The organism is Micromonospora sp. RP3T, assembly GCF_003027925.1.
GTDB lineage: Bacteria > Actinomycetota > Actinomycetes > Mycobacteriales > Micromonosporaceae > Micromonospora.
The window spans coordinates 114,358-137,565 of the sequence record NZ_PYPS01000015.1 but is presented as its reverse complement, the minus strand read 5'-3'; the positions used below and the strand labels follow the sequence as shown (position 1 = coordinate 137,565).

Here is a 23,208-nt window from a genome sequence, read left to right as displayed (position 1 = left end):
CAGCCTGGCGTACGGGGGTGCGACGGGGAGCGGTTTCCGTCCGGCTCAGTCCTGCGCGCGCCAGCGGTAGAAGACGGTGGCCACCTGGTCCTGCGGGCCGTGGCAGAGGTCCGGCCGGTACGGCTCGACGTACGGGCCGAGCTCCCGCCGCACCTTGTCGAACGTCGGCGTGTCGGCGTGCTGGTCGCGGGTGGCCTCGGCGGCCGAGGACTCCTGCTCCAGCAGGTGCACGTAGACGTCGTCGATCGAGTAGAGCCAGCGTCCGGTGACGCCCAGCTCGGCCGGGAGCGACCCGGCGTCGGACTCGGCGAACACCCGGGCCACGTCCGGCTCGGCGCCCGGCTTGATCCGTCCGACGATCACGGTCAGCGTGGTGTCGTCCGGCGGTTCCCCCTCCGGCGCCCAGTGGTAGAACTCCTTGGCCACCGAGTCCGACGGGTTCTTCCAGTACCGCGGGTACGGCGTCACGTACGGGCCGATCTCCTCGGCGATCTTCTGGAACGCGGGCAGCCCGCGGGTCTGCCCGGAGATCCTCGGGTCCTGCTCGCGCTCGATCACGTGCAGGTAGAGGTCGTGGTGCGACAGCAGGTACCGGCCGATGACGCCGAGATCCTGCGGTCGGGTGATCCGGTCGTAGTGGCCGAAGACGTTGCCGACGATCTCGTCGCTGCCGGGGACCATGTGGCAGACGATCACGTTCCGGAAGACCATGACGTGCTCCTTGGCTGGCTGGATGGGCGGGCTAGGCGGAGAAGGTGACCGGCAGTTCCAGCAGGCCACGGAAGGGCGAGGCGGCGGGCAGTCGGCGTACCTCGGCGAGCGGCACGGCGAGCCGCAGCCCGGGCAGCCGCCGCAGCAGCGCGGAGAGCGCGAGCAGCGCCTCCATCCGGGCCAGCGAGACGCCCAGGCAGTAGTGCACGCCGTGACCGAAGCCGAGATGCGGCCCCCGGACCCGGCGCAGGTCGAGCCGGTCCGGGTCGGCGAAGTGGGCCGGGTCGTGGTTCGCCGCGTTGATCGCCACCCCGACGATCGAGCCGCGCGGGATGCGTACCCCCTGGTACTCGACGTCCTCGGTGGTGATGCGCGGGCTGGCCACCGGCAGCGGGCCGTCGAACCGCAGCAGCTCCTCGATCGCGGTCGGCAGCAGGCGCGGCGTGCTGCGCAGCAGCGCCAGCTGCTCCGGGTGGGTCAGCAGCGCCAGCACCGCGTTGCCGAGGAAGTCGGCGGTGGTCTGGTGGCCGGCGAACAGCAACAGGAACGTGGTGGTCACCAGCTCCGCCTCGGACAGCGTCCGGTCCCGGTCGACGGCCCGCACCAGCGCGCCGATGATGTCGTCGGCCGGGTCGCCCCGCTTGGCCCGGACCAGCTCGGTCAGGTAGTCGTGCAGCCGCGCCTGGGCCTCCTGCACCGCCGCGCGTTCCTCCTCCGGCGGCCGGCGGGTCGAGCCGGAGGTGCGGATGACCTGCGTCCAGTCGAGCACCCGGTCGTGGTCGGCCGGCGGCACGCCGAGCAGCTCGCAGATGACGGTCATCGGCAGCGGGATGGCGAAGTCCCGCATCAGGTCCGCCTCGCCGCGCGGCACGATCTTGTCGATCAGGGCGTCGACGACGGTGGCCACCCGGGGTCGCAGCGCCTCGATCCGCCGGGGCGCGAACGCCTGTGACACCACGCGGCGCAGCCGGGTGTGCTCGGGCGGGTCGGAGTTGAGCATGTTGCGGTTCAGCCCCTCCGAGTTCGGGCCGAAGATCCGCAGGAAGTGCCGGTCCGGGCCGTAGAGGTCCTTGGACAGCCGCGGGTCGGTCAACGCCGCGCGCGCGTCGTCGAAGCGGGTGATCAGCCAGGAGTCGAAGCGCGGCGACCCCACCGGGCAGACCGGCCGCCGCGTGCGCAGCCGGGCGAAGGTGGGATAGGGGTCGGCCGCGAACGCGTCCGTGTACAGCTCGCCGGCGGGCACCACGTCGTCGGTCATCGGGCCTCCCCCGGCTCGCCTGCCACACTGTGCAGCACCTGGTAGGTGTGCCGTTCCGCGGACTCGCGCAGTTCCCGGACCACGCGCAGCAGCCGGTCCCGGTGCGCGCTGCGGCCGAACGCGTCCAGCCGCTCCCGGTCGGCCCAGTCGCTGATCACCAGATAGACCCGCGGGTCGTCGGCGTCGCGGACCAGGTCCTGGTGCAGGCAGCCGTCGAGCGTGCGGATCTCCTCGGCGGCGGTCCGCCACTCCGCCTCGAACCGCTCCTCGCAGCCCTCCCGGGTGCGCATCGCCAGCACCGTCCGGACCCGGCTCACCGGACACCGCCGAACACCAGGCACAGGTGCTTGCGGAGCGCGTCGGCGTCGACCGGGGCGCCCCGGAACCCGACGTGCCCGTCCGGGCGGATCAGGTAGAGCCCGGTGCCGGCCAGGCCGTACCCGGCGCGGAACCGCCGGTCGGCGTCGCGCAGCACCGGCGGGTCGGCCAGGTGCGGCTCGGCGACGTCCGGGTCGAGCAGCAGGTACGCGTCCAGCTCCCCGCCGGCCTGCCGGCGCGCGTCGGCGCAGAGGTCGGCGAGCCCGGCCAGCTCCGCCGCGTCGGCCGTGGCATCGGCGTAGAGCAGCAGCGTGTGCCCGGTGCCGCGGGTCAGGTCCCGCAACCGCAGCGGGTGCCCGACGCCGCGCCGCCGCAGTCCCTCGACGTCCGGCGCGCGGTCGCCGGGGCGGGGCGCGTCACCGAGCGCGGCCGGGTCGGCGACGGTCTCCCCGACCAGCGGGCTGCCGGCGTAGCTGAGCAGCAGGGACATCTCCTGGAGGAACTGCCGTTCCAGGTCGGCGCGGTCCACCTCCTCGGTGCCCGCCATCCGCACCGCGCGACCGACGATCTCCTCGCCCTCCGGCCGCCGCTCCGCCTCGTAGCTGTCCAGCAGCCCGGGGGCGGCGCGCCCGCGTACCGCAAGGGCCAGCTTCCAGGCCAGGTTCCAGGCGTCCTGGATGCCGGTGTTCATGCCCTGGCCGCCGGCCGGTGGGTGCAGGTGGGCGGCGTCGCCGGCGACGAAGACCCGACCGTGCCGGTAGCGGTCGACGATGCCGTGACTGATCCGGAACACCGACGACCAGCGCAGGTTCGACGCCCGGGTGCCGGGCGGGGCGAGCCGGTCGAGGGCGGCCTGCACGTCGTCGAGCGTCGGCGAGGCGAGTTCCTCGCTGAAGCCGGGCGGGGCGTCCCGACCGCCGGTCTGCGCGAAGAACCGGGGCGGGGCGAGGGTGGCGATGCGGTACCGGCGCTCGCCGCGCAGCGGGACGCAGACCAGCATCCCGTCCATCTGTCCGTCGGTGGTGTGCAGGAACCGCAGCAGGTGCCCGTCCGGCATGTCCCAGTCCACGTCGACGTCGACGAGCATGAACAGTTGCGGAAAGCGGCCGAGCCCGCCGGTGAAGGTGAGGCCGAGCCGTTCCCGGACCCGGCTGTGCGCGCCGTCGCAACCGATCAGGTACGCCGCGCGGACGGTCTCGGTGCCGCCGTCGGCGGTACGGACGGTGGCGGTGACGCCGTCCGCGTCCTGGGTGAAGTCGACCAGTTCGGCGCCGCGCCGGGGACGCACCCCGAGCGTGGCCAGCCGCTCGGTGAGGATCCGTTCGGTCTCGTACTGCGGCAGGCCGAGATGGGCGTACGGCAGGCCGGGCAGCTCCCAGCTCATCCGGTGCGTCTGCACACCGTTGACGAAGACCATGTTGCCGGTGAGCCAGATGCCGGCGTCCATCGCCTCCCGGACGACGCCCTGCTCCTCCCAGATCTCCATGGTGCGGCAGTGCACGCCGATCGCCTTGTCGGCCTGGTCGGGCGGGGTCGCCAGCCGGTCGATCACCCGGCAGTCGACGCCACGCCGGGCCAGCTCGACGGCGGCGGTGAGCCCGGTGGGGCCCGCCCCGACCACCAGTACGTCGGTTGTCCTCTGCACGTCGGCCTCCCTGCCGGTCGTGTGGTGTCGCCGGTCGTCCGCGTCGGGCACGACGTGGAAGAGGCGGCGTCGGATGTCGAGGAGGAACGGGGCGATCGGCCCGGCCTGCGCCGAGGCGTGCGCCGGGTCGGCGATCCAGTCGAGGAACTCGGCCGCGCCGGCCCATTCGGCGAAGATGTGGTGCACGTCCGACCCGGGTTCGCGGAGCAGCCGTTCCCGCCGGTAGCCCGGCACGGCCGCCATCCGCCGCACCACCTCGGGGTAGCCCCGGTGGAACTCGGCGAGGCGGGCGCTCGGCACGATCAGCTCCACGTCGACGTAGACCGGCCCGGCCCCGTCGACGTCCTCCGTCATCGTCGGGTAGTCGGGCGGACCGGCCGGCTCGGTCAGCGGCCGGAGCAGCTCGGTCAGGCGCGCCGCCACCGGCCCGTCCCGGTACGCGCGCAGCGTTGCCTCGTCGACCCACTCGGTGACCACGACGAAGCCGTACGGGTCCAGGGCGTCGCGCAGCAGCTCGTGCCGGAGGCTGCCGGGCAACGCGCTGACCTGGCCGGCGACGGTCTCCCAGGCCGGCCCGACGGCGGGTTCGCAGCCGGGGCGCGCGCGTCTGAAGAGCATCGTCCTGACCATGCCGCCCCCTCGCGCCGTGTCGCCTCGTGCCGCGACCCTGCCGGAGTCCGCGTCACCCGGTCGTCACCGGCGCACCGGGCGGTGTCTCCGTACGGTGACGCCGCCGGGACGCCACCCCTCCCGAGCTCGTCGCACAAGTTCGGCAACAAGCTGCCGGGCTCAGGGCCCGGCGCGGGGCCGCGCCGAGGGCGACCAGGTCACGTCGTACCGGTCGGCGGCGACCGCCTCGGCGAACGCCGCCGCGGCAGCCGGCGAACCAGCGATCCGCCAGTCCTGTTCCTTGTCCACCTCGAACCAGATCAGCCCGATCAGGTTCGGGTAGTGCGGCAGCGCGGCGAACGTCTCCCGGATCCACCGGGCCTTGTGCCCGCTGCTCTCGGCGGCGGCGGTCTCGGTGACGACGAGCGGCCTGCGGGTCATCGTGCGGATCTCCGCGACGGTGGGCCCGAAGATCTGGTCGAAGGACGAGTAGGTCGTCGTGAAGGCGCCCATGCCGTAGTAGCCGGTGACGCCCACCCAGTCGACGTAGTCGTCGCCGGGGTAGAGACCGGTCAGCCCGGCGGTCGTCTTGTCCCACCTGGCGTTCGGGCTCCACACCCAGGTGACGTTCGTGGCGCCGGCCGCGGCGAAGACGTCGTGCACGTGCCGCCAGGCGCGCACGTAGTCGCCCGGGTGGTTGCCGTTGGCCCGCTCGCTCCACGGGTACCAGTCGCCGTTCATCTCGTGCGCGAACCGGATGGCGACCGGGTAGCCCAGCGTCCGCACCCCATCGGCCCAGGAGCGCAGATAGCCGTCGAAGTCGCCGGCGGTGATGCGGGCCAGCCGGTAGTCCGGTTGGGTGGACCGCAGCCGGTCGACCTGGCGGGCCGGCAGGCCGGTGTCCCGGGCCGCCTCGTCGACGGCGTGGTCCCAGGGCTCCCAGCCCAGCATCGGCATCATGCCCCGGTCGGCGATCCGGTCGAACAGGGCGCGGTCGAAGGTGGCCGACGCCCAGGACGCGCCGAAGAGCATCACCTGCGGCGCCCGACCGGCGGCGGCGGCGAACCGGTCCACGGCGCCCAGGTCGTAGGGGCCGGTGTCGGTCATCACCCCGACGAACGCCCGGCCGGCCGGCGGAAACGCGACGGCGGCGACGTCCGCCGGGGCGTCCGCGGTCGCCAGCGCCCCCGATGCCGCCGGCCGCGCCGGGTGGCCCGGATCCGGAGCGCGCCACACGCCGGGCGCCACCACGAAGGCGTACGCCAGCAGCAGCGCGCCGGCCAGCGCCAGGCCGACCCGGGGCACGGTCAGCCTCAGCACGGCGCTCCCTCGCGGACCGACCTCGGCCGCTCGGGCGCGGGCGCCGGCTCGTCCCGGCGGGCGCGCGCGTTCTCCGCCCAGGCGATCAGCGGCGGCGCGAGCCCGGAGACCAGCGTCAGCGCCGGCCAGACCCGCAGCAACGGGTGGTCGTGGTCCAGCACGAAGCTGGCTCCGAGCAGGCCGGCGGCGGCCGCCGCCCAGCAGAGGTGCAGCCGGAAGGTACGCGGCGACTCGGCGGTGCGCAGTGTCCCCTTGGCGGTGACCACGAAGCCGAGCCGACGGCGCAGCAGCGTGCCCACCGCCGCGGCCAGGTAGACCGGCCCGGCGAAGAACGCGAGCGCCATCCCGACCATGCCCACCTCCTCCCGCTCGTGCGGGGCGATGTTGAAGCGGCGCAGCCAGAGCCAGAGCAGGAACCAGGTGCCGATCGTCGAGCCCCACAGCGCGCCCCACACCTGCGGGTCGAGCCGGCCCGCGTCGACGCCGGTGAGCAGGTACAGCGCGGTGGCCGCGTTGCCCAGCAGCAGGCTGACCGCCACGCTCGGGTAGTAGAACTGGAGCAGCCGGTACTGCCAGCGGCGGCGCGACGGCAGCTCGCGCGGCGCGCGCAGCTCACGGCGGAGCAGGATCTCGCAGATGCCGGCCGCCCAGCGGCGCTGCTGGTTGAAGTAGTCGGCCCAGGAGGTCGGCCCCTCCCCCAGCGCCACCACGTCCGGGGTGTAGACGCCCTTCCACCGGCGACCGGTGGCCGGGTTGACGGCGGCGTGGATCCGGATGCTGGTGAGGTGGTCCTCGATGATCGAGTCCTGGTAGCCGCCGATGGTCCGCCACGCGGCCGGCCGGTAGAGGTGGCCGGTGCCGGTGAGCAGCGGCGCGTCCAGCCCGTTGCCGCCCCGGGCGATCAGGCCGTTGTAGAGGTACTGCTGCACCGAGGCGCCGTGGGCGACGAAGTTCTGGTGCATGTTGCCGTACACCTGGGGGGTCACCACGAACGCGACGTCGGGGTCGCGGAAGTAGCCGAGCGTCCGTTCCAGGAAGTGCGGCAGCGGCACGTGGTCCGGGTCCACGTTGGCCACCACGTCGTAGCGGTGCTCGTGCTCGGCCCGCCAGGCGTTGTGGTTGCCGGACTTGGTCCGGGCCCGGAACTCGCCGCGCGGCTGGTTGTACTCCGGCCGCCCCCGGCGGGTGAAGTGCCGGACGCCCAGCCGCGCCGCCATCGCCCGCACCGCCGGGTCGTCGCCCTCGTCGAGGATCCACACGTCGACCCGACCGCAGTAGACGATCTCCCGGAGCCGGCGCAGCGTCCGCTCCGCGACGTCGAGCGGCTCCTTGCTCGGCACGATCGTGGTGAGCAGCGCCACCCGCAGGCCGACCGGCGGATCGACCGGCACCGGGTCCTTGGCGTGGAAGGCGAACACCCACACCACCACGTTCTGCGCCAGCCGGATCAGCTCGACGCCGACGACCACGCAGAACGCGAGCCGGGCGGCGAGCGTCGACCAGCCACCCGGCCCGACGACGCCCGGCCCGGGCACGTGCTGCGGCAGCAGCAGCCAGCCGACGAGGAGCAGGCCGGCGGCGCTGTTGACGAGCACCAGCAGGGTGAGCACCGCCCGCGCGGCGGCCGAGGCGGCGGGACGGAGTTCGACGGGCGCGTCGGGTGCCCGGGGTGGGCGCAGCGGGCCGGCGGTGGCGCCGCAGCGCGCGTACGCCAGGCGGGCCCGGATGTTGCGCTGCCGGCGGTCGGCTCCCGACGGGACGGGCCGCCCGGTCGGGGCGCCCGGCCGAGCGCGGTCACCCGACGGCGTCGGCGGGAGGACGCGGGACAGGCGTGTATCGGCGGCGACGGCCACAATTCCCCCATGGTCTGCATCGGGCTCGCCAGGAACCCGGACCGATGCTAAGCGGACAACCAGGTGGGAAAGGCGCGAATCACGGCGATGTCCGCCGTTGGTCGGTCAGCAGGACCACCGTGAACCCGGCCGGCCGCCAGACCCGCGCCGGCCGGTACCCGGCCCGCAGCGCCCGCATCGCCGCGCCGTCGCCGCCCCCTGGCGCCCGCCCGACGGGCGGATGACCGGGCTGGATCAGCCAGAGCCGACGCGCGGCCACGTCGCACCCGCCGCAGTCGAGCCCCGGCCGAATGGCGAACACGTCGACCGACCCGGTGGCGAGCACGTCGACCGGGCGACGGTCGGCGGGCACGTACCGGGCCACCAGCGTCCGCGTCGCCGGGTCGCCGTAGAGCACGCCGTCCCCGCGCCGCCCCAGCCCGTCGACGATCGCCGCGACCCGGCGGGGATCCTGGCCGTGCCCGTCCGGCCCCCGCACGGACACCTGGGCCGGCGCGCCCACCAACGCGACCGCCGCCAGCCCGGCGACCGCCCCGTGGACCCGCAGCCGGGACATCGCCACCGCGGCGAGCACCGCCCAGGCCGGCACCGTGAAGAGCAGGCCGGCCGGCGCCCAGACCGGGACCACCCGCGCCACCAGCAGCAGCCCGAGCGCCGGGACCAACGCCCACGCGGTGCAGATCGCGGCGGCGTACCGGAGCGGGAGACTGAACAGCGCCAACCCGGCCAGCACCGCGCCGAGCGCGGCGACGCCGAACAGTTCCCGAGGCGTGGCCGCCAGCACGCCCGGATCGACGCGGACGCCGGGCGGGAGCAGCCCGCCGTCGACCCGCGCGCCGGACCGGAGCAGCGCCGCGACGACGAGCACGCCCGGCAGCGCGGCGGCCAGCCAGCGACCGGCCGTCGCGCGCCGGAACGCCAGCACCACCCACCCGTGGCCGGCGAGCAGCAGCAGCGCCCCGGGCTGACACAGGCCGAGCAGGACCACCGCGCCGGCGTACGCCGCGAGCCGCCGCGCGGTCGGCCGGTCCAGGACCGGCAACAGCAGCCAGGTGGCGAGCACGGCGGCGAACAGCGCCGACGCGTGCGGTTGGGCCTCCTGCGCGTACCGGGTCGTGGACGGCAGCACCGCGAGCAGCGCGCCGGCCAGCAACCCCGTGCCGGGCGCGAACATCCGCGCCGCCAGCGCGCCGACCAGCGCCGCGGCCGCGGTCATCGCCAGCAGCGACGGCACGCGCAGCGCGACGTCGCCCGCGCCGAACAGCTCCGCCCAGCCGCGCACCAGCAGGTGGTACGGCGCCAGCGTCCGGTCCCCGGCCCACACGTCGCGCCACGGGGAGGTGGCCGCGCGCCAGGTGGCCAGCTCCTCGGTCCGCAGCCCCGGCGTCCCGAGCCCCGCCCCGCCGAGCCCGCCGGTCAGCAGCGCCGGCAGCAGCCAGACGGCGATCCGCCACCGGCCGGCGCCGGCCGCGACACGGGCGGCGGCCCGGCGTGGGCGTGCTGACCGGTCCTCTCCCCAGGGGTCCTCGACGCCGACGTCGGCCGGCCCGAGCCGGGGCAGGACCATGGTGTCCGCGTCCATCATCGTGACTCACGCATCCCCTGCGGCCCGGCACCAGGAGCCCACCTTGCGAGGGCTGAACGACGTCCGGAGCCTACGGAGTGGAAAACCGACGTAGGGCCGTTTTCCGGCGAATTACCCACCGCGGGGACGGGCGGTGGGCCGGGCCGCCGGTCGCCCCGTGGACGACCGGCGGCCCGGGGGTCAGCTCAGTTCCGTGGTCGTCCAGCGCGCGGACGCGTTGGTCACCGGGACCGTGGGGCCGGTGAGCGTGGTGGACGCCGCCGCGTCCCGCCGCACGCTCGTGCCGACCCACACCTCCACCTCGCCGGGCTCCACCACGCGGGTGAGCGTGCGGTCGGAGAACGCCAGGCGGGTGGTGGGCACCGTCAGCGCGACGGTGACCGACTGCCCCGGCTCCAGACGCACCCGCCGGTAGCCCAGCAACTGCGCCACCGGCCGGGTCACCGAGGCCACCACGTCGCGGCCGTAGAGCTGGACCACGTCGCCGCCGGCGACCGCCCCGGTGTTGGTGACCCGCACCGTGACGCGCAGCGCGCCGTCGGTCGGCACGGTGGCCGGCACCGCGAGATCGGTGTACGCGAACGTGGTGTACGACAGGCCGTGCCCGAACGGCGCCACCGGCGTCGCCGGCAGGTTGGTGCCGTTGCCGCCCTCGCCCAGCGTCGGGTGCAGATAGGAGTACGGCTGCGCGCCGGCCGAGCCGGGCAGGCTGACCGGGAGCCGGCCCGACGGGTTGACCCGCCCGGAGAGCACGGCGGCGATCGCGCCGGCGCCCTCCTCGCCGGGGAAGAACGCCTGCGCCACGGCCGCGCAGCGGGACAGCGCCCAGCCGACCGCGTATGGCCGGCCGGTGAGCAGCACCAGGACCACCGGCGTCCCGGTCGCCAGGACCGCCTCGACCAGTTCCCGCTGGACGCCGGGCAACTCCAGGTCGTCCCGGTCGCAGCCCTCCCCGACCGTGCCGCGCCCGAAGAGACCGGCGTGGTCGCCGACGACCAGGACGGCGACGTCGGCCGCGGACGCGGTGGCGACCGCCTCGTCGAAGCCGGACCGGTCGTCGCTGTCCACGTCGCACCCGCCGGCCCAGGTGACGAGGTCCGGGCCGAACTCGCCGCGCAGCGCGTCGAGGACGGTCGGCACCTCGATGCCGGTCTCCACGCCGGCATGCTGGACGAGCACGTGGTTGAGGAAGGAGTAGCACCCGAAGAGCGCGCCCTCCCGGTCCGCGTTCGGGCCCACGACCGCCACCCGTCGGCCCGGAGCCAACGGAAGCACGCCCTGGTTGGCAACCAGGACGACCGATTCCTCGGCGAGTCGGCGGGCGATCGACCGGTGCTCCGGCGGATCGAGGTCGATCACGCGGGGCGGCTCGTCGTCGAACGTGGCGTCGAGCAGCCCGAGGTCCCGCTTCTGGCGCAGGACGCGCAGCACCGCACGGTCGACGAGCGCCTCGTCGACGGCGCCGGCGAGCACCGACTCCCGCAGCGTCAGGTAGGCGTCGCCGGTGGGCAGCTCGATGTCGAGGCCGGCGGCGAGCGCCTGCGCGGCCGCGTCCGCGTTGTCGGCCGCCACGTGGTGCAGCAGGTTCAGGAAGGCGACCGCGTAGTAGTCGGCGACCACGGTGCCGTCGAAGCCCCAGCGGTCCCGCAGCACGCCGGTCAGCATCGTCGGATCGGCGGCCACCGGCACGCCGTCGATCTCGGCGTACGAGTGCATGACGCTGCGCGCGTCGCCGTCGAGGATCGCCATCTCGAACGGCGGCAGCAGCACGTCGGCCAACTCCCGGGGGCCGGCGTGCACCGGCGCGAAGTTTCGCCCCGCGCGCGACGCGGAATAGCCGGCGAAGTGCTTCAACGTGGCGTGCACACCCTGCGACTGCAACCCCCGCACGTACGACGTGCCGATGGTGCCGACCAGGTAGGGGTCCTCGGCGATGCACTCGTCGACCCGCCCCCAGCGCGGGTCCCGGATCACGTCCAGCACCGGCGACAGGCCCTGGTGGATGCCGAGCGCCCGCATCGAGGCCCCGATCGCCGCGGCCATCTCGGTGACCAGGTCGGGGTCGAACGCGGCGCCCCAGGCCAGCGGCGTCGGGAAGGTCGCCGCCTTCCACGCCGCCAGGCCGGTGAGGCACTCCTCGTGCACCAGCGCCGGGATGCCCAGCCGGGTGCCGGTCACCAGGTCCCGCTGGAACTTCCACAGCCAGGCCGCGCGGGCCGCCGCGTCGACCGGGCGGGTGCCGTAGGCGCGGGTGAGGTGACCCAGCCCGTGCCGGGAGAAGTCCTCCAGCCGGCCGGTGTCGGCGAACTCGCCCTGCAGGGGCGCGACCGCCTCGCCGTCCTCCTTCTCCCAGAACCCGACGAGCTGCGCGATCTTCTCGTCGAGCGTCATCCGGCCGAGCAGCTCGCGTACGCGTGTCTCGTCGGCGTGCCCGTCCCGGCGCTGCTGGGCCGGTGCTGGCCCGTCCACCACCGCGTGGACCTCTGTCATGGTGTGCCTTTCCCTCGGTTGTGCTCGTACCGCTGCCGCTCAGCCCTTGACCGCACCCTGCAGGCCACCGACGATCTGCTTCTCGGCGAGCGTGAAGAAGAGCAGTGCCGGCAGCATCGCCAGCGAGGTGAAGGCGAGAACGCCCGCGGTGTCGGTGGTGTACTGGCTGGAGAAGTTCTGCACCCCCAGCGGCAGGGTGTGCAGGCTGACGTCGCCGAGGACGAGCAGCGGCAGCAGGAACGCGTTCCAACTCGCGACGAACGCGAGGATCCCGACGGTGACGAGCGCGGGCCGCGACAACGGCAGCACGATGCGCCAGAGGAAGCCGAGCCGGTCCGCGCCGTCGATCGCCGCCGCGTCCTCCAACTCCCGGGGGATGGCCGCCAGGAAGGGCCGCAGGATGACGATCGTGATCGGCAACGAGAAGGCGACCTGCGGGAGGATCACCGCGTAGTACGAGTTGATCAGGTTCAGGTCCCGCAGCATCAGGTAGAGCGGCAGGATGGCCGCGCCGGCCGGGAAGAGCAGGCCGAGCGTGAAGAACGTGTTGAGCGCCTCCCGGCCGCGGAACGTGTACCGGGCGATCACGAACGCGGCGCACAGGCCGAGCACCACCACGCCGAGCGTGGTGCCGAACGCGATCACCGCGCTGTTGAACGCCTGCCGCCAGAAGTCGCTCTGGGTCAGCACCCGCGCGTAGTTCTCCCACACCCACGGGTCGGGCAGCCCGGCCGGGTCGGCGACGATCTGCGGCGTGGTGCGGAAGCCGCCGACGATGACGTAGACGATCGGGGCGATCGACACGGCCGCGACCGCGAGCGCGAGCGCGTACGTCAGCGGCGTGCCCCAGGAGATCGGCCGGCGCCCGGCGGACGGGGGCAGGACGGAGTTCGCGGTCACGGTCAGTTCGCCCTTCTGGTGATGGCGCCCTCGATGTCGCGGCGGAGCAGGAAGCGCTGGAACAGCAGCGCCGCCACGAAGGAGATGACGAACAGGATCACGGCCACCGCGTTGCCGTAGCCCCACAGCCGGGCGAAGAAGCCGTTGTCCACCATGTAGGTGGCCATGGTGGCCGACGCGCCGAGGGAGCGCACCGCGGGCACCGAGGTCACCCAGACCACGTCGAAGACCTGGAGCGAGCCGATCACCGACAGGAACATCCAGATCCGGATCGTCGGACCGAGCAGCGGCAGCGTGATGTGGCGTTGGGTCTGCCACCAGCTCGCGCCGTCGATCGCGGCGGCCTCGGTCAACTCCTCCGGCACGTTGGACAGGCCGGCGAGCAGCAGGATGATGGCGAAGCCGACGTACTTCCAGGTGAGGACGAACAGCAGGGTCCAGATGACCACGTCGAGGTCGGCGAGCCACGCCTGGACCAGGCCGCCCAGGCCCAGTGCCCGCAGCAGTTCGTCGGCAGTGCCGTCGCCGGTCAGGATCAGCTTCCACATGATGCCGACGGTGACCTCGGCGAGCACGTACGGCACGAACGCCAGCAGGCGGAACGCGCCGCGCCCGCGGAAGCGGCGGTTGAGCAGCAGCGCGACGCCGAGCGCGAGCGGGCCCTGCACCAGCAGTGACCCGAACACGACGATCGCGTTGTTACGCAGCGCGTCCAGGAAGATCGGGTCCTGGAAGGCGAGGACGTAGTTCTTGAAGCCGACGAACTCGGTGGGTGGGCCCACCCCGCGCCACCGGAACAGGCTGTAGTAGAACGCGAAGCCCATCGGCACCAGCACGAACGTCACGTAGACGACGAGCGCCGGCGTGGTGAGCCCGACGATCTCGTACCACTTGCGGCGGGTCTCGGCCCGACGGGAGGAGGCGCGTCCGGTGGGCCGGGAGCCCGCCGGCGGCGCGGTGACGCCGCCGGCGGGGAACCGGGTCTGGTCGGTGGAGGTCACTTGCTCGCGGCCGCCTTCATGGCGGAGACGACCTTCTCCGGCGTGCCGTTGCCGGCGAAGATGGCGACGATGGCGTCGTTCATCGCGCTGCCGACGGTGCTGCCGTAGGCGGTGTCCAGCCAGAGCTGCACGTACGTGGCCTCGGAGGTGGCCGTCAGGATGGACTTCAGCGCGGGGTCGGTCACGCCGTCCGCCGCGCCCTTGGCGACCGGCAGGCCGGTGCCGGTGGCGGCGTAGCCCTTCTGCACCTCGGGGCTCACGAGGTACTTGAGGAACTCGACGCACTCCGCCGGAGCCTGCTTGGCGCAGGCGAATCCGTCGCCCCCGCCGAGGGCCGCCTTCGGGTCACCGGCGGAACCGGAGATCGCCGGCACCGGGAACCAGCCGAGGAACTTGCCGAGTTTCGCCTTGTCGGTGGCGACCGTGTCCAGCGTGCCCCGGTTCCAGTCGCCCATCAGCTCCATCGCGGCCTTGCCGTTGGCGAGCAGACCGTTGGCGCTGGTCGGGTCGTTCTGGCCGGGCGTGGCGATGAAGTTGTTCTGGAACGGCTTGGTGTCGATGAAGGTCTTGAGGTCCTGGCCGGCCTTCACGAAGCACGGGTCGTCGAAGTTCCGGTCGGTGGAGGCCTTCTTCAGCGTGTCCACCGAGCAGGCGCGCAGCGCGAAGTTGTACCACCAGTGCGCGGCCGGCCACTTGTCACCGGCGCCGAGGGCGATCGGGATGACGTTGGTGGCCTTGAGCTTGGTGACCGCGGCGTTGAGTTCCTCGAAGGTGGTCGGCGGCGCCGAGATGCCCGCCTTCGCGAACATGTCCTTGTTGTACCAGACGCCCTCGATGCCCATCCGGTACGGCAGGCCGTACTGCTTGCCGTCGACCTGCCAGATCTCGGCCGCGGAGCCGATGTCGGCGACCTCGGTCTTGACCTGGTCGGTGATGTCCTTGAGGTAGTCGGCCTCCACCTGCTCCCGCATCTCGCCGCCGCCCCAGGCCTGGAAGACGTCCGGCGGGTCGTTGCTCAGCAGCGCGGCCGGGAGCCGGGTGCGCTGGAGCTGGTTGGTCTCGATCGCCTCAATCTCGATCTTGACGGTCGGGTGGGCGGTGGAGAAGTCCTTGGCGACCTTCTCCCAGTACGTCTTGCCGGGGCCGTCCTGGGAGGCGTTGTGCCACCAGGTCAGGGTCACCGGGTTCTTGTACAGCTCGCTCTCCGGAGCCGCCTTGTCGTCGTCGCCACCGCCGCTGCATCCGGCGGCGACGAGGGCGCTGGTCATCAACAGTGCCAACACGGCACCGGCGCGGCGTTTCATCGCCATTAGATGTCTCCTCGACCACTCAGTCGGGTTACCTGTCGGGGAGTGTTACAGCCACGTAACTCGATGTCAATCGGTATCGATAACGTTTTCGAACCGTCGCGACGCAGCCCCGCGAGACCTCTATCATCGTCGTCGTGACCTTCCCGCAGCGCGTCAAGATGTCGGACGTGGCCCGCACAGCCGGCGTCTCGGTGGCGACCGTATCAAAGGTCGTCAATGGGAGGTACGGCGTCGCGCAGGCCACCGTCGAGCGCGTGCGACAGGTCATCCACGACCTCGGGTACGAGGCCGACCTGGGCGCGCAGAGCCTGCGCAGCCACCGGACGAACGTGCTGGGCATCCTGGTCGCCGAGTTCGAGCCGTTCTCGACCGAGCTGCTCAAGGGCGCCTCCCGCGAGGTGGCCGGCAGCGGGTACCAGTTGCTGGCCTACTCCAGCGGCGACGGCGAGGGCGCCGCCATCGGGTGGGAGCGTCGGTCGCTGGCCCGCCTGTCCGGGACGCTCATCGACGGCGCGGTGATCGTGACGCCGACCGTGGTCGAGACCAAGCACGGCTTCCACGTGGTGGCCGTCGACCCGCACACCGGCCCGTCCGGGCTGCCCACCGTCGACTCGGACAACTTCGCCGGCGCGGTGCTCGCGACCAACTACCTGCTGTCGCTGGGCCACCGCCGGATCGGGCACATCAGCGGTCGGCCCGACCTGGAGTCGGCGCGCCTGCGGGAAGCCGGGTTCCGCCAGGCCATGGCCGACGCCGGCGTGGCGGTGGACGAGCGGCTGGTCCGCGTCGGCGGCTTCCGGATCGAGGGCGCGGCCGGCACGGCGGCGGAACTGCTCGCGCTCCCCGACCGGCCGACCGCGATCTTCGCCGGCAACGACCTCTCCGCGATCTCCACGCTGGACGTGGCCCGGAGCATGGGCATCCCGGTGCCGGACGACCTGTCGGTGATCGGCTTCGACAACGTCCCCGAGTCGGCGCTCGTGGACCCGCCGCTGACCACGATCCGGCAGCCGCTGCAACGGATGGGCGCGGAGTCGCTACGCCTGCTGATCGACCTGATCGCCGGCGTCGAACGCGACGCGCACATCCGGCTGCCCACCGAGCTGGTGGTGCGGGCCTCCTGCCGCCCGCTCGACTAGCGGCGGCGGGTGGCTCACGGTGTCAGCACGATCCGGCCGAACACCTCGCCCGCGTCCATCTTCCGGTGGGCCTCGGCGGCCTCGACCAGCGGCAGGGTCTCGTGCACCACGGAGACGAGGTCTCCGCGGACGGCCGCGGCGAACTGGGCCTCCCGGACGGAGTTGCGGGTGGGCTCGGGCACCGTGTCGAGGCTGAACGTCGCGAACGAGCGGGAACGCCGGAACGACGTGATCAGCTTCGCGCCGAGGTCGTCCGGTGGAAAACCGGCGACCACGCCGACCGAGACCAGCCTGCCGTTGTCGGCGAGACGGTCGACGAACGAGGGCAGGTCGGGGCCGCCGACGATGTCGAGGATGACGTCGAACTCGGCGGGTGAGCCGGGACCTTCGCCGGCACGGTCCAGCACCCGGGTGGCGCCCAGGGCGCGCAGGCGGTCACCCCGGACGGGGGAAGAGGTCGTCACCGCGATCGGGGCGGCGGCACCGGCGGCGGCCAGTTGGACGGCCATGATGCCGATGCTTCCGGCGGCGCCCCGCACCAACAGGGACTCGCCCTCGGTGAAGTGGGCGTGGGCCAGCGCGAAGTGGGCCACCGGGCCCGAGCTGCCGAGCGTCACCGCGTCGGTCGGGGAGAGGCCCTCGGGCAGGGCGGTGACGTCTTCGACGCGGGCGACCGCCTGTTCGGCGTAGGCCCCGCCGACCCCGGTGAACGCCCACACGCGCCGGCCGGTCCAGGCCGGATCGACGCCGTCACCGACGGCGGTCACGTGGCCGGCCACCTCACTGCCGGGGATGATGCCCGCGCGGAATCCGTAGCCGCCCAGGGTGCCGCGCCGGATGACGGCGTCGACGCCGCCGACGCCGATCGCCTCCGTCGCGACGAGCAGCTGGCCGGGCGCGGGTACGGGGGACGGCACGTCGACCACGGCCAGACCGCGGGGATCGCCGAACCTCTGGATGCTGATCGCTCTCATGCGGCGAACGTAACGGACGCCCCCGTCCACTTGGCTAAACTGAGATCCCATGGCCGACCGTTTGCCTCACATGCTCCGCTCGGACGCCCGCGACAACCGGGACCGCCTGCTCGATGCCGCCCGGGCCGCCTTCTCCGAACACGGGCTGGACGTGCCGATGCGCGAGATCGCCCGCCGGGCCGGGGTCGGGCCGGCGACGCTCTACCGGCGTTTCCCGACCAAGCAGGCGCTCATCGACGAGGCGTTCACCGACGAGCTGCGCGCCTGCGGCGGCATCGTGCGTGCCGGGTGCGCCGACCCGGAGCCCTGGCGCGGGCTGTGCTCGGTCGTCACCGACATCACCGAGCTCAACGCGCGCAACCAGGGGTTCGTCGACGCGTTCCTGTCGTCGTACCCGGGGACGGTCGACTTCGCGGCGCATCGCGCGCGCATGCTTCGGTCGCTCGCGCTGCTGTGCCGGCGGGCGCAGGAAGCGGGCTCGCTGCGGGCCGACTTCGTGCTCGACGACCTGATCCTGGTGCTCATGGCCGGCCGCGGGTTGTGGGCGGCGGCGCCCGACGTACGGGTGGCGGCGGCGCGACGGTTCGCGGCGCTGGCCCTCGACGCCTTCCGGGCCGCACCCACGGGGACCGCCCTGCCGCCGCCGGCCCGGGTCACCCGGGGCGCGATGCGCGGGTGATGCCGGCGAGCGGACAGCAGGCGCACTAGACGGGCGTCCGTGACCACTGCTGGTTGGCGCCGGTGTTGCAGGCGTACTGCTTGAGGACCACGCCGTCCGCGGTCGACAGGGCCGGCACGTCCACGCACTTGCCGCTGTGCCGGGCCCGAAGCTGGAACCAGCCACCGCTGGCCACCATCTGGAACTGCTGGTTGGCGCCGCTGCCGCAGGTGTACTGGATGAGTTCCGCGCCGTCGGCGGTCGAGGCGCCCGTCACGTCGAGGCACTTCCCGCTGTGCCGGCTGACGAGGCGCCACCAGCCGCTGCCGGCGTCGACGAACTGCCACTGCTGCCACGGGTTGCCGCCGTACGTGTACTGGCCGACGCGCGCGCCGTTGTCGGTGTTCGGCGCCTGGACGTCCATCGCCTTGCCGCTGTGGCGCACCGTGATCCGGTAGAACGTCCCGGTCGACGGGGGCGGCGTGGTGGGCCCGCCGCCGATCGTGTCGCCCCACCCGTAGCGGATCCGGTCCGCGCCGGAGGGGTTGCGGACGGTCAGGTCGAGGTTCGTGCCGCTGCCGCTGAGCGAGAACATCGAGTACCAGTCGTACCCGATGGTGCCGGGCTTGCCGCCGAGGGCCGGCCAGTAGGTGCCGCCCATCCGGTTGTCGCGCATGACCTGGGCCATGGCGCGGATGTGGCGGACGAAGTTGTCGGTGCTGGCGGCGTCGGCGTAGTCGCGGCCGTCGTTCATCGGCGCGCCGAACTCGGTGGCCACCGCGCGGGAGGCGCAGGTCCCGAGGCGGGTCTGGATGTGGCTCCGGAAGGCGTCGTAGCTCATCGCCTCGTAGAAGAACGCGTAGTGGTGGAAGGAGAACAGCGTCGCGGCGAAGCGGGGGTCGTTGCAGACGTCGCGCAGGTCCTGGCTGAAGCCGGTGCCGCCGATCAGCACCCGACCGGGCACCGCCGAGTAGTGGTAGCTGAGCCAGTTGGCCGCGACGTCGCGCCACTCCGCCGAGCTGTAGCCGTGCGGCTCGTTCATCGGCTCGAAGTAGACGTTGGGGTTCGCGCCGTACGTGTTCGTCACCGTGGACCACATCGCGTTCCAGGCGGCGAGGTTCGTGATCCGGCCGCCGGAGGCGGCGCCGTCCTCCCAGTAGGCGAGGATGACCTTGAAGCCCCGCGCGGTGGCGGCGTCGATCGCGCCCCGGTACGCCTCCCACCACGCCGTGCCCACGGTGTGCGTGTTGATCGGCAGCCGGACGGTGTTGACGCCCATGGTCGCCGCCATGTCGTCGTAGAGGGCGTTGGCCTTGGCCCGCACGGTCGCGTTGCTGTCGGACATGCTCAGGCCCTGCACGACGAGCGGGCCGGTGCTGAAGTTGTCGCCCAGCACCGCCCAGTTCATCCCCCGGAACCCCTCGGTGGCGGCGGCGGCCGGCGTCGGGGCGACCGCCACGGCACCCACCAGCGCGATCAGCGCGCCCACCAGCGCGATAAGCAACCGACTACGCCGCACCTCGTTCACGCGAAGACCTCCATATACAGACAACCATCTATGTTTACGTTCACAACCGCAGGTGTCAAGACACCGGCGCGCCAGGCGATTGACGACGCCACATCGACGGCCGTAATGTTCCGGCCGAGTTTCGGAAAAGTTCCCGGAAGTTTCGCCCGCTGCCGGAAGGACACCTGTGAAGCCGAGCCGTTGGATCGCCGCCGGCCTGGTCGCCGTGGCGACCGCCGCCGCCCTCAACGCCGTACCCGCCACCGCCGGACGCCCCTACGACCCGACCGCGCAGAGCCTGCGTGCCCTGGCCCAACGGCACGGCCTGTACGTGGGCACCGCTGTCGACATGGCCGCGCTCGACAACGCCGCCGAGCCGCGCTACCGCGAGCTGGTCGGGTCCGAGTTCTCCACAGTCACCGCCGAGAACGTGATGAAGTGGGAGAGCCTGGAACCCACCCGCGGCACCTACGACTGGGGGCCGGCCGACGAGCTGGTCGCGTTCGCCCGCCAGCACCACCAGCGGGTCCGTGGTCACGTGCTGGTCTGGCACAACCAGTTGCCGGCGTGGCTGACCAGCGGCGTCGAGGACGGCTCCATCGACACCGCCGAGCTGCGCCGCATCCTGCGGGACCACATCACCGCCGTGGTCCGCCACTTCAAGGGCCGGATCTGGCAGTGGGACGTGGTGAACGAGGCGGTCAGCGACCCCTGGGACACCCCGTCCACGCTGCACTACAAGGGCTTCTGGGCCGAGCACCTCGGCCCCGGCTACATCGCCGACGCGTTCCGCTGGGCGCGCGCCGCCGACCCGAACGCGCTGCTGTTCTACAACGACTACAACATCGAGGCGTTCGGCTCCGGCAACCCGGCCGACGACAAGACGCAGTTCGTCTACGAGATGGCGCGGGACCTGCGGGCCCGGGGCGTGCCGATCGACGGCGTCGGCAGCCAGGGCCACCTGGGCACCCAGTACGGCAACTACGACACGCTCCAGGTCGCCGCCGCGCTGCGGAAGTTCGCCGGCCTGGGCCTGGCCACCGCGTTCACCGAGGTGGACGTGCGCAGCCAGCTCACCGCCGGGGTGCGGGCCGGCGACTCCGCCGAGATCAACCCCCGGTTGCAGGCGTCCGCGGCCAACTTCAGCACGCTGCTGCGCGCCTGCCTGGCCGAGCGGCACTGCCTGTCGTTCACGCTCTGGGGCTTCACCGACAAGCACTCCTGGGTGCCGGGCGCGTTCTCGGACCCGCCGGAGGGCCTCGCCACCGTGTACGACGAGAACTACCAGCCGAAGCGGTCGTACCAGGAGCTGAAGGCCGACCTCATCTTCGCCGGGCCGCCGTTCGTGCGGCCCCGCGTCCCGCAGCAGCCGCGCCGGTAGTCGGTGCTCACGCGGTCCGGCGGCGGAGTTCCGACTCCAGCCGCCGGATCAGCGTGCTGCGGGCCTTGCCGCCGCGTTCCCGACGCAACGCCGCGTCGAGTTGGCGCTTGTCGAGGTCGCGCACCAGCTTCGCCGCCTCCGCCACCGGCAGCTCGTTGACCTGCTCGGCCGCTGTCGCGTCCCGGCGGGCCCGCTTGGCCGGGCCGGTGTTCGGGACGTACTGCCGGCCGGTGCGCGACGCGCGACGCTTGCGGCGGTCGGTTTCCCGCCGGTCCTGCTCCGACAGCTCCTCCCAGGCCTGTTTCGGCAGGTAACGCTCGGTTTCACCGTTGTGCCGGGCACGGGTGTCACCGGACCGGGTCTGCCACTGCTCGCCACCCCAGCGTTGCAGGGAACGCTGCCGCGCGTCCTTCGGGCCCGCGAAGCCCCCACCGCGCTTCTTGTACTCGTTGGTCAGCAACTGCGACTTGCGGGCCGACCACTGCCCCGGCCGGCCGCCCTTGTCGGAGGCCTTGATCTCCTCCTTCAGCCGCTCCCGCAGTTCCGGCTTCGTGTACTTCGCCATGACCCGGCGTTACCCGGACCGGACCGGCCCATGCCCCGCCGCCGGGGCACGAACCCGTCGCCTACCCCGGCCTCAACCGGCGGCCCGGTAGACGAGGTCCATCGTGTCGGACCGGCCGGACCACGCCAGCCGCAGGTGCCAGCAGCCGGCCGCCGGCAGGTCGACCGTGGACGGTCCGGGACCGCCAGCCACCTCCCGGGTGACCGCGGTACCGACGCCGTCCAGCGTCGCGGTGATCACCAGCGTGGTCGACGCCGTCGGGTCGGGCGAGGCGGACGTCGGACGACCCACCCAGAGGATCTTGTTGGTCGGCCCCTCGCTCCGGGCGTACGTCAGCGGGTGCCCGAACAGGATCGCGACGATCTCCCCCCGGTCGCCGAGGACGTGCGGCATCCGGGTGTCGCCGGTGAACCCGGCATCCGCCCAGTCCGGCAACCGGCCGGTCGTCACCGCCGCGCGGCACCCCGTCGCGGCGGGCGCGGCGGCGGTCGTGGCGGGCGCGGCGACGGTCGTGGCGGCCGGGCCGGCGTCCGGCGGCGGCGGCGGGGCCGGGCGGCCCGCGCTCGTGCAGCCGGCCAGCAGCAGCACCGGCACCAGCAGAACCATGCCCGGACGGGACATCCGACACCCCCGATCGACGACGTACGCTCCACCAGCAGGACACCGCCCGCGCCGGCCGGGTTCCCGGCTCAGTCCAGCGAGCCCGCGACGTCGAGCGCCTCGTCCCGGGTCAGCTCGCCCTCCAGCCGGTAGCTCACGCCGCCCTCCTGCCAGATCAGCGTCGCCGCGCTCAGCCGCGCGGTGGCCACCCGCACGCTCCCCCGCCGGTCGATGTACGCCAACGCATGCGGGCCGCCGACCCAGATCGCGAAGGTGCCGTGCACCGACGTGAACGTCACGTCCGCACCGGCCGTCCGCTTGTGGAACACGGTGTCGAGCGTGCCGTCGAACGCGTCCAGCCGCAGCGTCCCGCCCCGGTAGAGCAGGCTGGCGACCCGGTGCGCGCCGGTGCCGTCCGGGTCGGCGACCAGCACCCGCTCGGGGGCGCCGAGCCGGGCCGGCACCCGGATCGGGAAGCGGACCTGCCGCTGGGCCTCGGCGAGCGCGACCGGACGCTGCGCCGGCCACGGCGCCGGGGTGCCGGTGGGCGGCGCGGGCGCGGTGTCGATGACGACGCCGGAGAACCGCAGCAGCCCGGTCACCGCGTCGGCGAGCGCGGCGCGGCCCGGCGGCAGCGCCACCACCAGTAGGGCCACGAGCGCGGCGGCCAGCCAGTACCGCCACCGTCGACGCGGCGGCGCGGCGAGGCGGGCACGGACCCGGGCGGTCACGTCCGGCGGCCCGGACGGCTCCAGCCAGGCGCCCAGGTCGCGCAGTTCCCGCTCCAGGTCATCCACGGCGCACCGCCTCGTGGTCGAGCAGGCCGCGCAGCTTGGCCAGGGCGCGGTGGGCCCGCGACTTCACGGTGCCCCGGGGCAGCCCCAGCACGGTGCCGGTCTCGTCCTCGGTGAGGTCGAGCAGGTACCGGCAGGCGAGCACGTCACGGTCCCGGTCCGGCAACCGGCGCAGCGCCCCGACCAGCGCCGCGCGGCGTTCGGCGGCGAGGACCGCGTCGAGCCCGTCCCCGGCGGTCGCCTCCGTGGCCGGGTCGGCCGCCGCGGCCCGCAGCGCCAGCCCGTCCCGCCGGCCACGTGAGCGGTGCAGGTTCCGGCTCTCGTTCGCCACGATGGCCAGCAGCCAGGACCGGAACGACGCCTCACCCCGCCACCGGGACAACTTCCGGTACGCCTTCACGAACGCCTCCTGAATGACGTCCTCCGCGTCCGACCCGGCGCCGAGCAGCACCGCCGTCCGGTACGCGGACGCGGTGTGCCGGGCGACCAGGAGGTCGTACGCCTCCCGGTCACCGGCGCGTACGCGGGTGACGATCTCGTCGTCGTCCAGGGCAACCTCCACCTCGGTCCACTTCCCTGACACCGCTCGC

At 73.4% G+C, this 23,208-nt stretch carries 20 protein-coding genes; 3 read left to right on the top strand and 17 right to left on the bottom strand.

The window, feature by feature from the left end; translation table 11 throughout:
• Positions 1-45: 45 nt before the first annotated feature.
• From C8054_RS14640 to C8054_RS14590, 11 genes are all read right to left on the bottom strand, one after another.
• Positions 46-711 carry a TcmI family type II polyketide cyclase gene (locus tag C8054_RS14640; protein ID WP_107157356.1) on the bottom strand — a complete coding sequence of 222 codons (666 nt, stop codon included), beginning with the start codon at positions 709-711 and terminating at the stop codon, positions 46-48.
• A gap of 31 nt (positions 712-742) precedes the next feature.
• The gene (locus C8054_RS14635; RefSeq protein ID WP_107157355.1) at positions 743-1,969 is read right to left on the bottom strand and encodes a cytochrome P450; all 1,227 of its coding nucleotides are present in this window, start codon (positions 1,967-1,969) and stop codon (positions 743-745) included.
• Positions 1,966-2,286: a putative quinol monooxygenase gene (locus tag C8054_RS14630; RefSeq protein WP_107157354.1), complete on the bottom strand. Its 321-nt coding sequence runs from the start codon at positions 2,284-2,286 to the stop codon at positions 1,966-1,968. The genes C8054_RS14635 and C8054_RS14630 overlap by 4 nt, the downstream gene beginning before the upstream one ends.
• Positions 2,283-4,550, bottom strand: a complete 2,268-nt coding sequence (locus C8054_RS14625; protein ID WP_233219644.1) for an FAD-dependent monooxygenase — start codon at positions 4,548-4,550, stop codon at positions 2,283-2,285. Before C8054_RS14625 ends, C8054_RS14630 begins: the two co-directional genes overlap by 4 nt.
• 171 nt (positions 4,551-4,721) lie before the next feature.
• Complete coding sequence (locus tag C8054_RS14620) at positions 4,722-5,861, bottom strand: glycoside hydrolase family 26 protein (RefSeq protein WP_107157352.1); 1,140 nt, start codon at positions 5,859-5,861, stop codon at positions 4,722-4,724.
• The gene (locus tag C8054_RS14615) at positions 5,855-7,714 is read right to left on the bottom strand and encodes a glycosyltransferase (RefSeq protein WP_233219643.1); all 1,860 of its coding nucleotides are present in this window, start codon (positions 7,712-7,714) and stop codon (positions 5,855-5,857) included. The genes C8054_RS14620 and C8054_RS14615 overlap by 7 nt, the downstream gene beginning before the upstream one ends.
• Before the next feature lie 79 nt (positions 7,715-7,793).
• Entirely contained in the window at positions 7,794-9,299 is a 1,506-nt protein-coding gene (locus tag C8054_RS14610) for a glycosyltransferase family 39 protein (RefSeq protein WP_107157350.1), read from the bottom strand.
• Positions 9,300-9,479: 180 nt separating this feature from the next.
• On the bottom strand, positions 9,480-11,789 hold the full coding sequence (locus tag C8054_RS14605; protein WP_107157349.1) for a glycoside hydrolase family 3 N-terminal domain-containing protein: 2,310 nt from the start codon (positions 11,787-11,789) through the stop codon (positions 9,480-9,482).
• 39 nt (positions 11,790-11,828) lie between these two features.
• Positions 11,829-12,695 carry a carbohydrate ABC transporter permease gene (locus C8054_RS14600; protein WP_107157383.1) on the bottom strand — a complete coding sequence of 289 codons (867 nt, stop codon included), beginning with the start codon at positions 12,693-12,695 and terminating at the stop codon, positions 11,829-11,831.
• Entirely contained in the window at positions 12,692-13,690 is a 999-nt protein-coding gene (locus C8054_RS14595; RefSeq protein ID WP_107157348.1) for a carbohydrate ABC transporter permease, read from the bottom strand. Before C8054_RS14595 ends, C8054_RS14600 begins: the two co-directional genes overlap by 4 nt.
• Complete coding sequence (locus C8054_RS14590; RefSeq protein ID WP_233219642.1) at positions 13,687-14,958, bottom strand: ABC transporter substrate-binding protein; 1,272 nt, start codon at positions 14,956-14,958, stop codon at positions 13,687-13,689. Before C8054_RS14590 ends, C8054_RS14595 begins: the two co-directional genes overlap by 4 nt.
• 176 nt (positions 14,959-15,134) lie before the next feature.
• Here C8054_RS14590 and C8054_RS14585 point away from each other — a divergent pair, with 176 nt between their 5' ends.
• Complete coding sequence (locus tag C8054_RS14585) at positions 15,135-16,139, top strand: LacI family DNA-binding transcriptional regulator (RefSeq protein WP_107157346.1); 1,005 nt, start codon at positions 15,135-15,137, stop codon at positions 16,137-16,139.
• Between the two features lie 14 nt (positions 16,140-16,153).
• On the opposite strand, the gene C8054_RS14580 is transcribed toward C8054_RS14585, so the two are convergent.
• A complete protein-coding gene (locus tag C8054_RS14580; RefSeq protein ID WP_107157345.1) occupies positions 16,154-17,113 on the bottom strand; it encodes a zinc-binding dehydrogenase in 960 nt (319 codons plus the stop codon).
• A 49-nt stretch (positions 17,114-17,162) separates the two neighbouring features.
• Here C8054_RS14580 and C8054_RS14575 point away from each other — a divergent pair, with 49 nt between their 5' ends.
• The gene (locus C8054_RS14575; protein ID WP_107157344.1) at positions 17,163-17,792 is read left to right on the top strand and encodes a TetR/AcrR family transcriptional regulator; all 630 of its coding nucleotides are present in this window, start codon (positions 17,163-17,165) and stop codon (positions 17,790-17,792) included.
• Between the two features lie 25 nt (positions 17,793-17,817).
• Here C8054_RS14575 and C8054_RS14570 read toward each other — a convergent pair whose 3' ends face one another.
• Positions 17,818-19,299, bottom strand: a complete 1,482-nt coding sequence (locus tag C8054_RS14570) for an RICIN domain-containing protein (protein ID WP_233219641.1) — start codon at positions 19,297-19,299, stop codon at positions 17,818-17,820.
• A gap of 166 nt (positions 19,300-19,465) precedes the next feature.
• Here C8054_RS14570 and C8054_RS14565 point away from each other — a divergent pair, with 166 nt between their 5' ends.
• Positions 19,466-20,659, top strand: coding sequence for an endo-1,4-beta-xylanase (locus C8054_RS14565; RefSeq protein ID WP_107157342.1), 1,194 nt, complete (start codon positions 19,466-19,468; stop codon positions 20,657-20,659).
• A 7-nt stretch (positions 20,660-20,666) separates the two neighbouring features.
• On the opposite strand, the gene C8054_RS14560 is transcribed toward C8054_RS14565, so the two are convergent.
• From C8054_RS14560 to C8054_RS14540, 4 genes are all read right to left on the bottom strand, one after another.
• A complete protein-coding gene (locus C8054_RS14560; RefSeq protein ID WP_107157341.1) occupies positions 20,667-21,224 on the bottom strand; it encodes a DUF5872 domain-containing protein in 558 nt (185 codons plus the stop codon).
• 72 nt (positions 21,225-21,296) lie between these two features.
• On the bottom strand, positions 21,297-21,830 hold the full coding sequence (locus C8054_RS14555; protein ID WP_233219640.1) for a hypothetical protein: 534 nt from the start codon (positions 21,828-21,830) through the stop codon (positions 21,297-21,299).
• An 83-nt stretch (positions 21,831-21,913) separates the two neighbouring features.
• On the bottom strand, positions 21,914-22,621 hold the full coding sequence (locus C8054_RS14545) for a hypothetical protein (protein WP_107157338.1): 708 nt from the start codon (positions 22,619-22,621) through the stop codon (positions 21,914-21,916).
• Positions 22,614-23,180 carry an RNA polymerase sigma factor gene (locus C8054_RS14540; protein ID WP_233219639.1) on the bottom strand — a complete coding sequence of 189 codons (567 nt, stop codon included), beginning with the start codon at positions 23,178-23,180 and terminating at the stop codon, positions 22,614-22,616. Before C8054_RS14540 ends, C8054_RS14545 begins: the two co-directional genes overlap by 8 nt.
• Positions 23,181-23,208 lie beyond the last annotated feature (28 nt).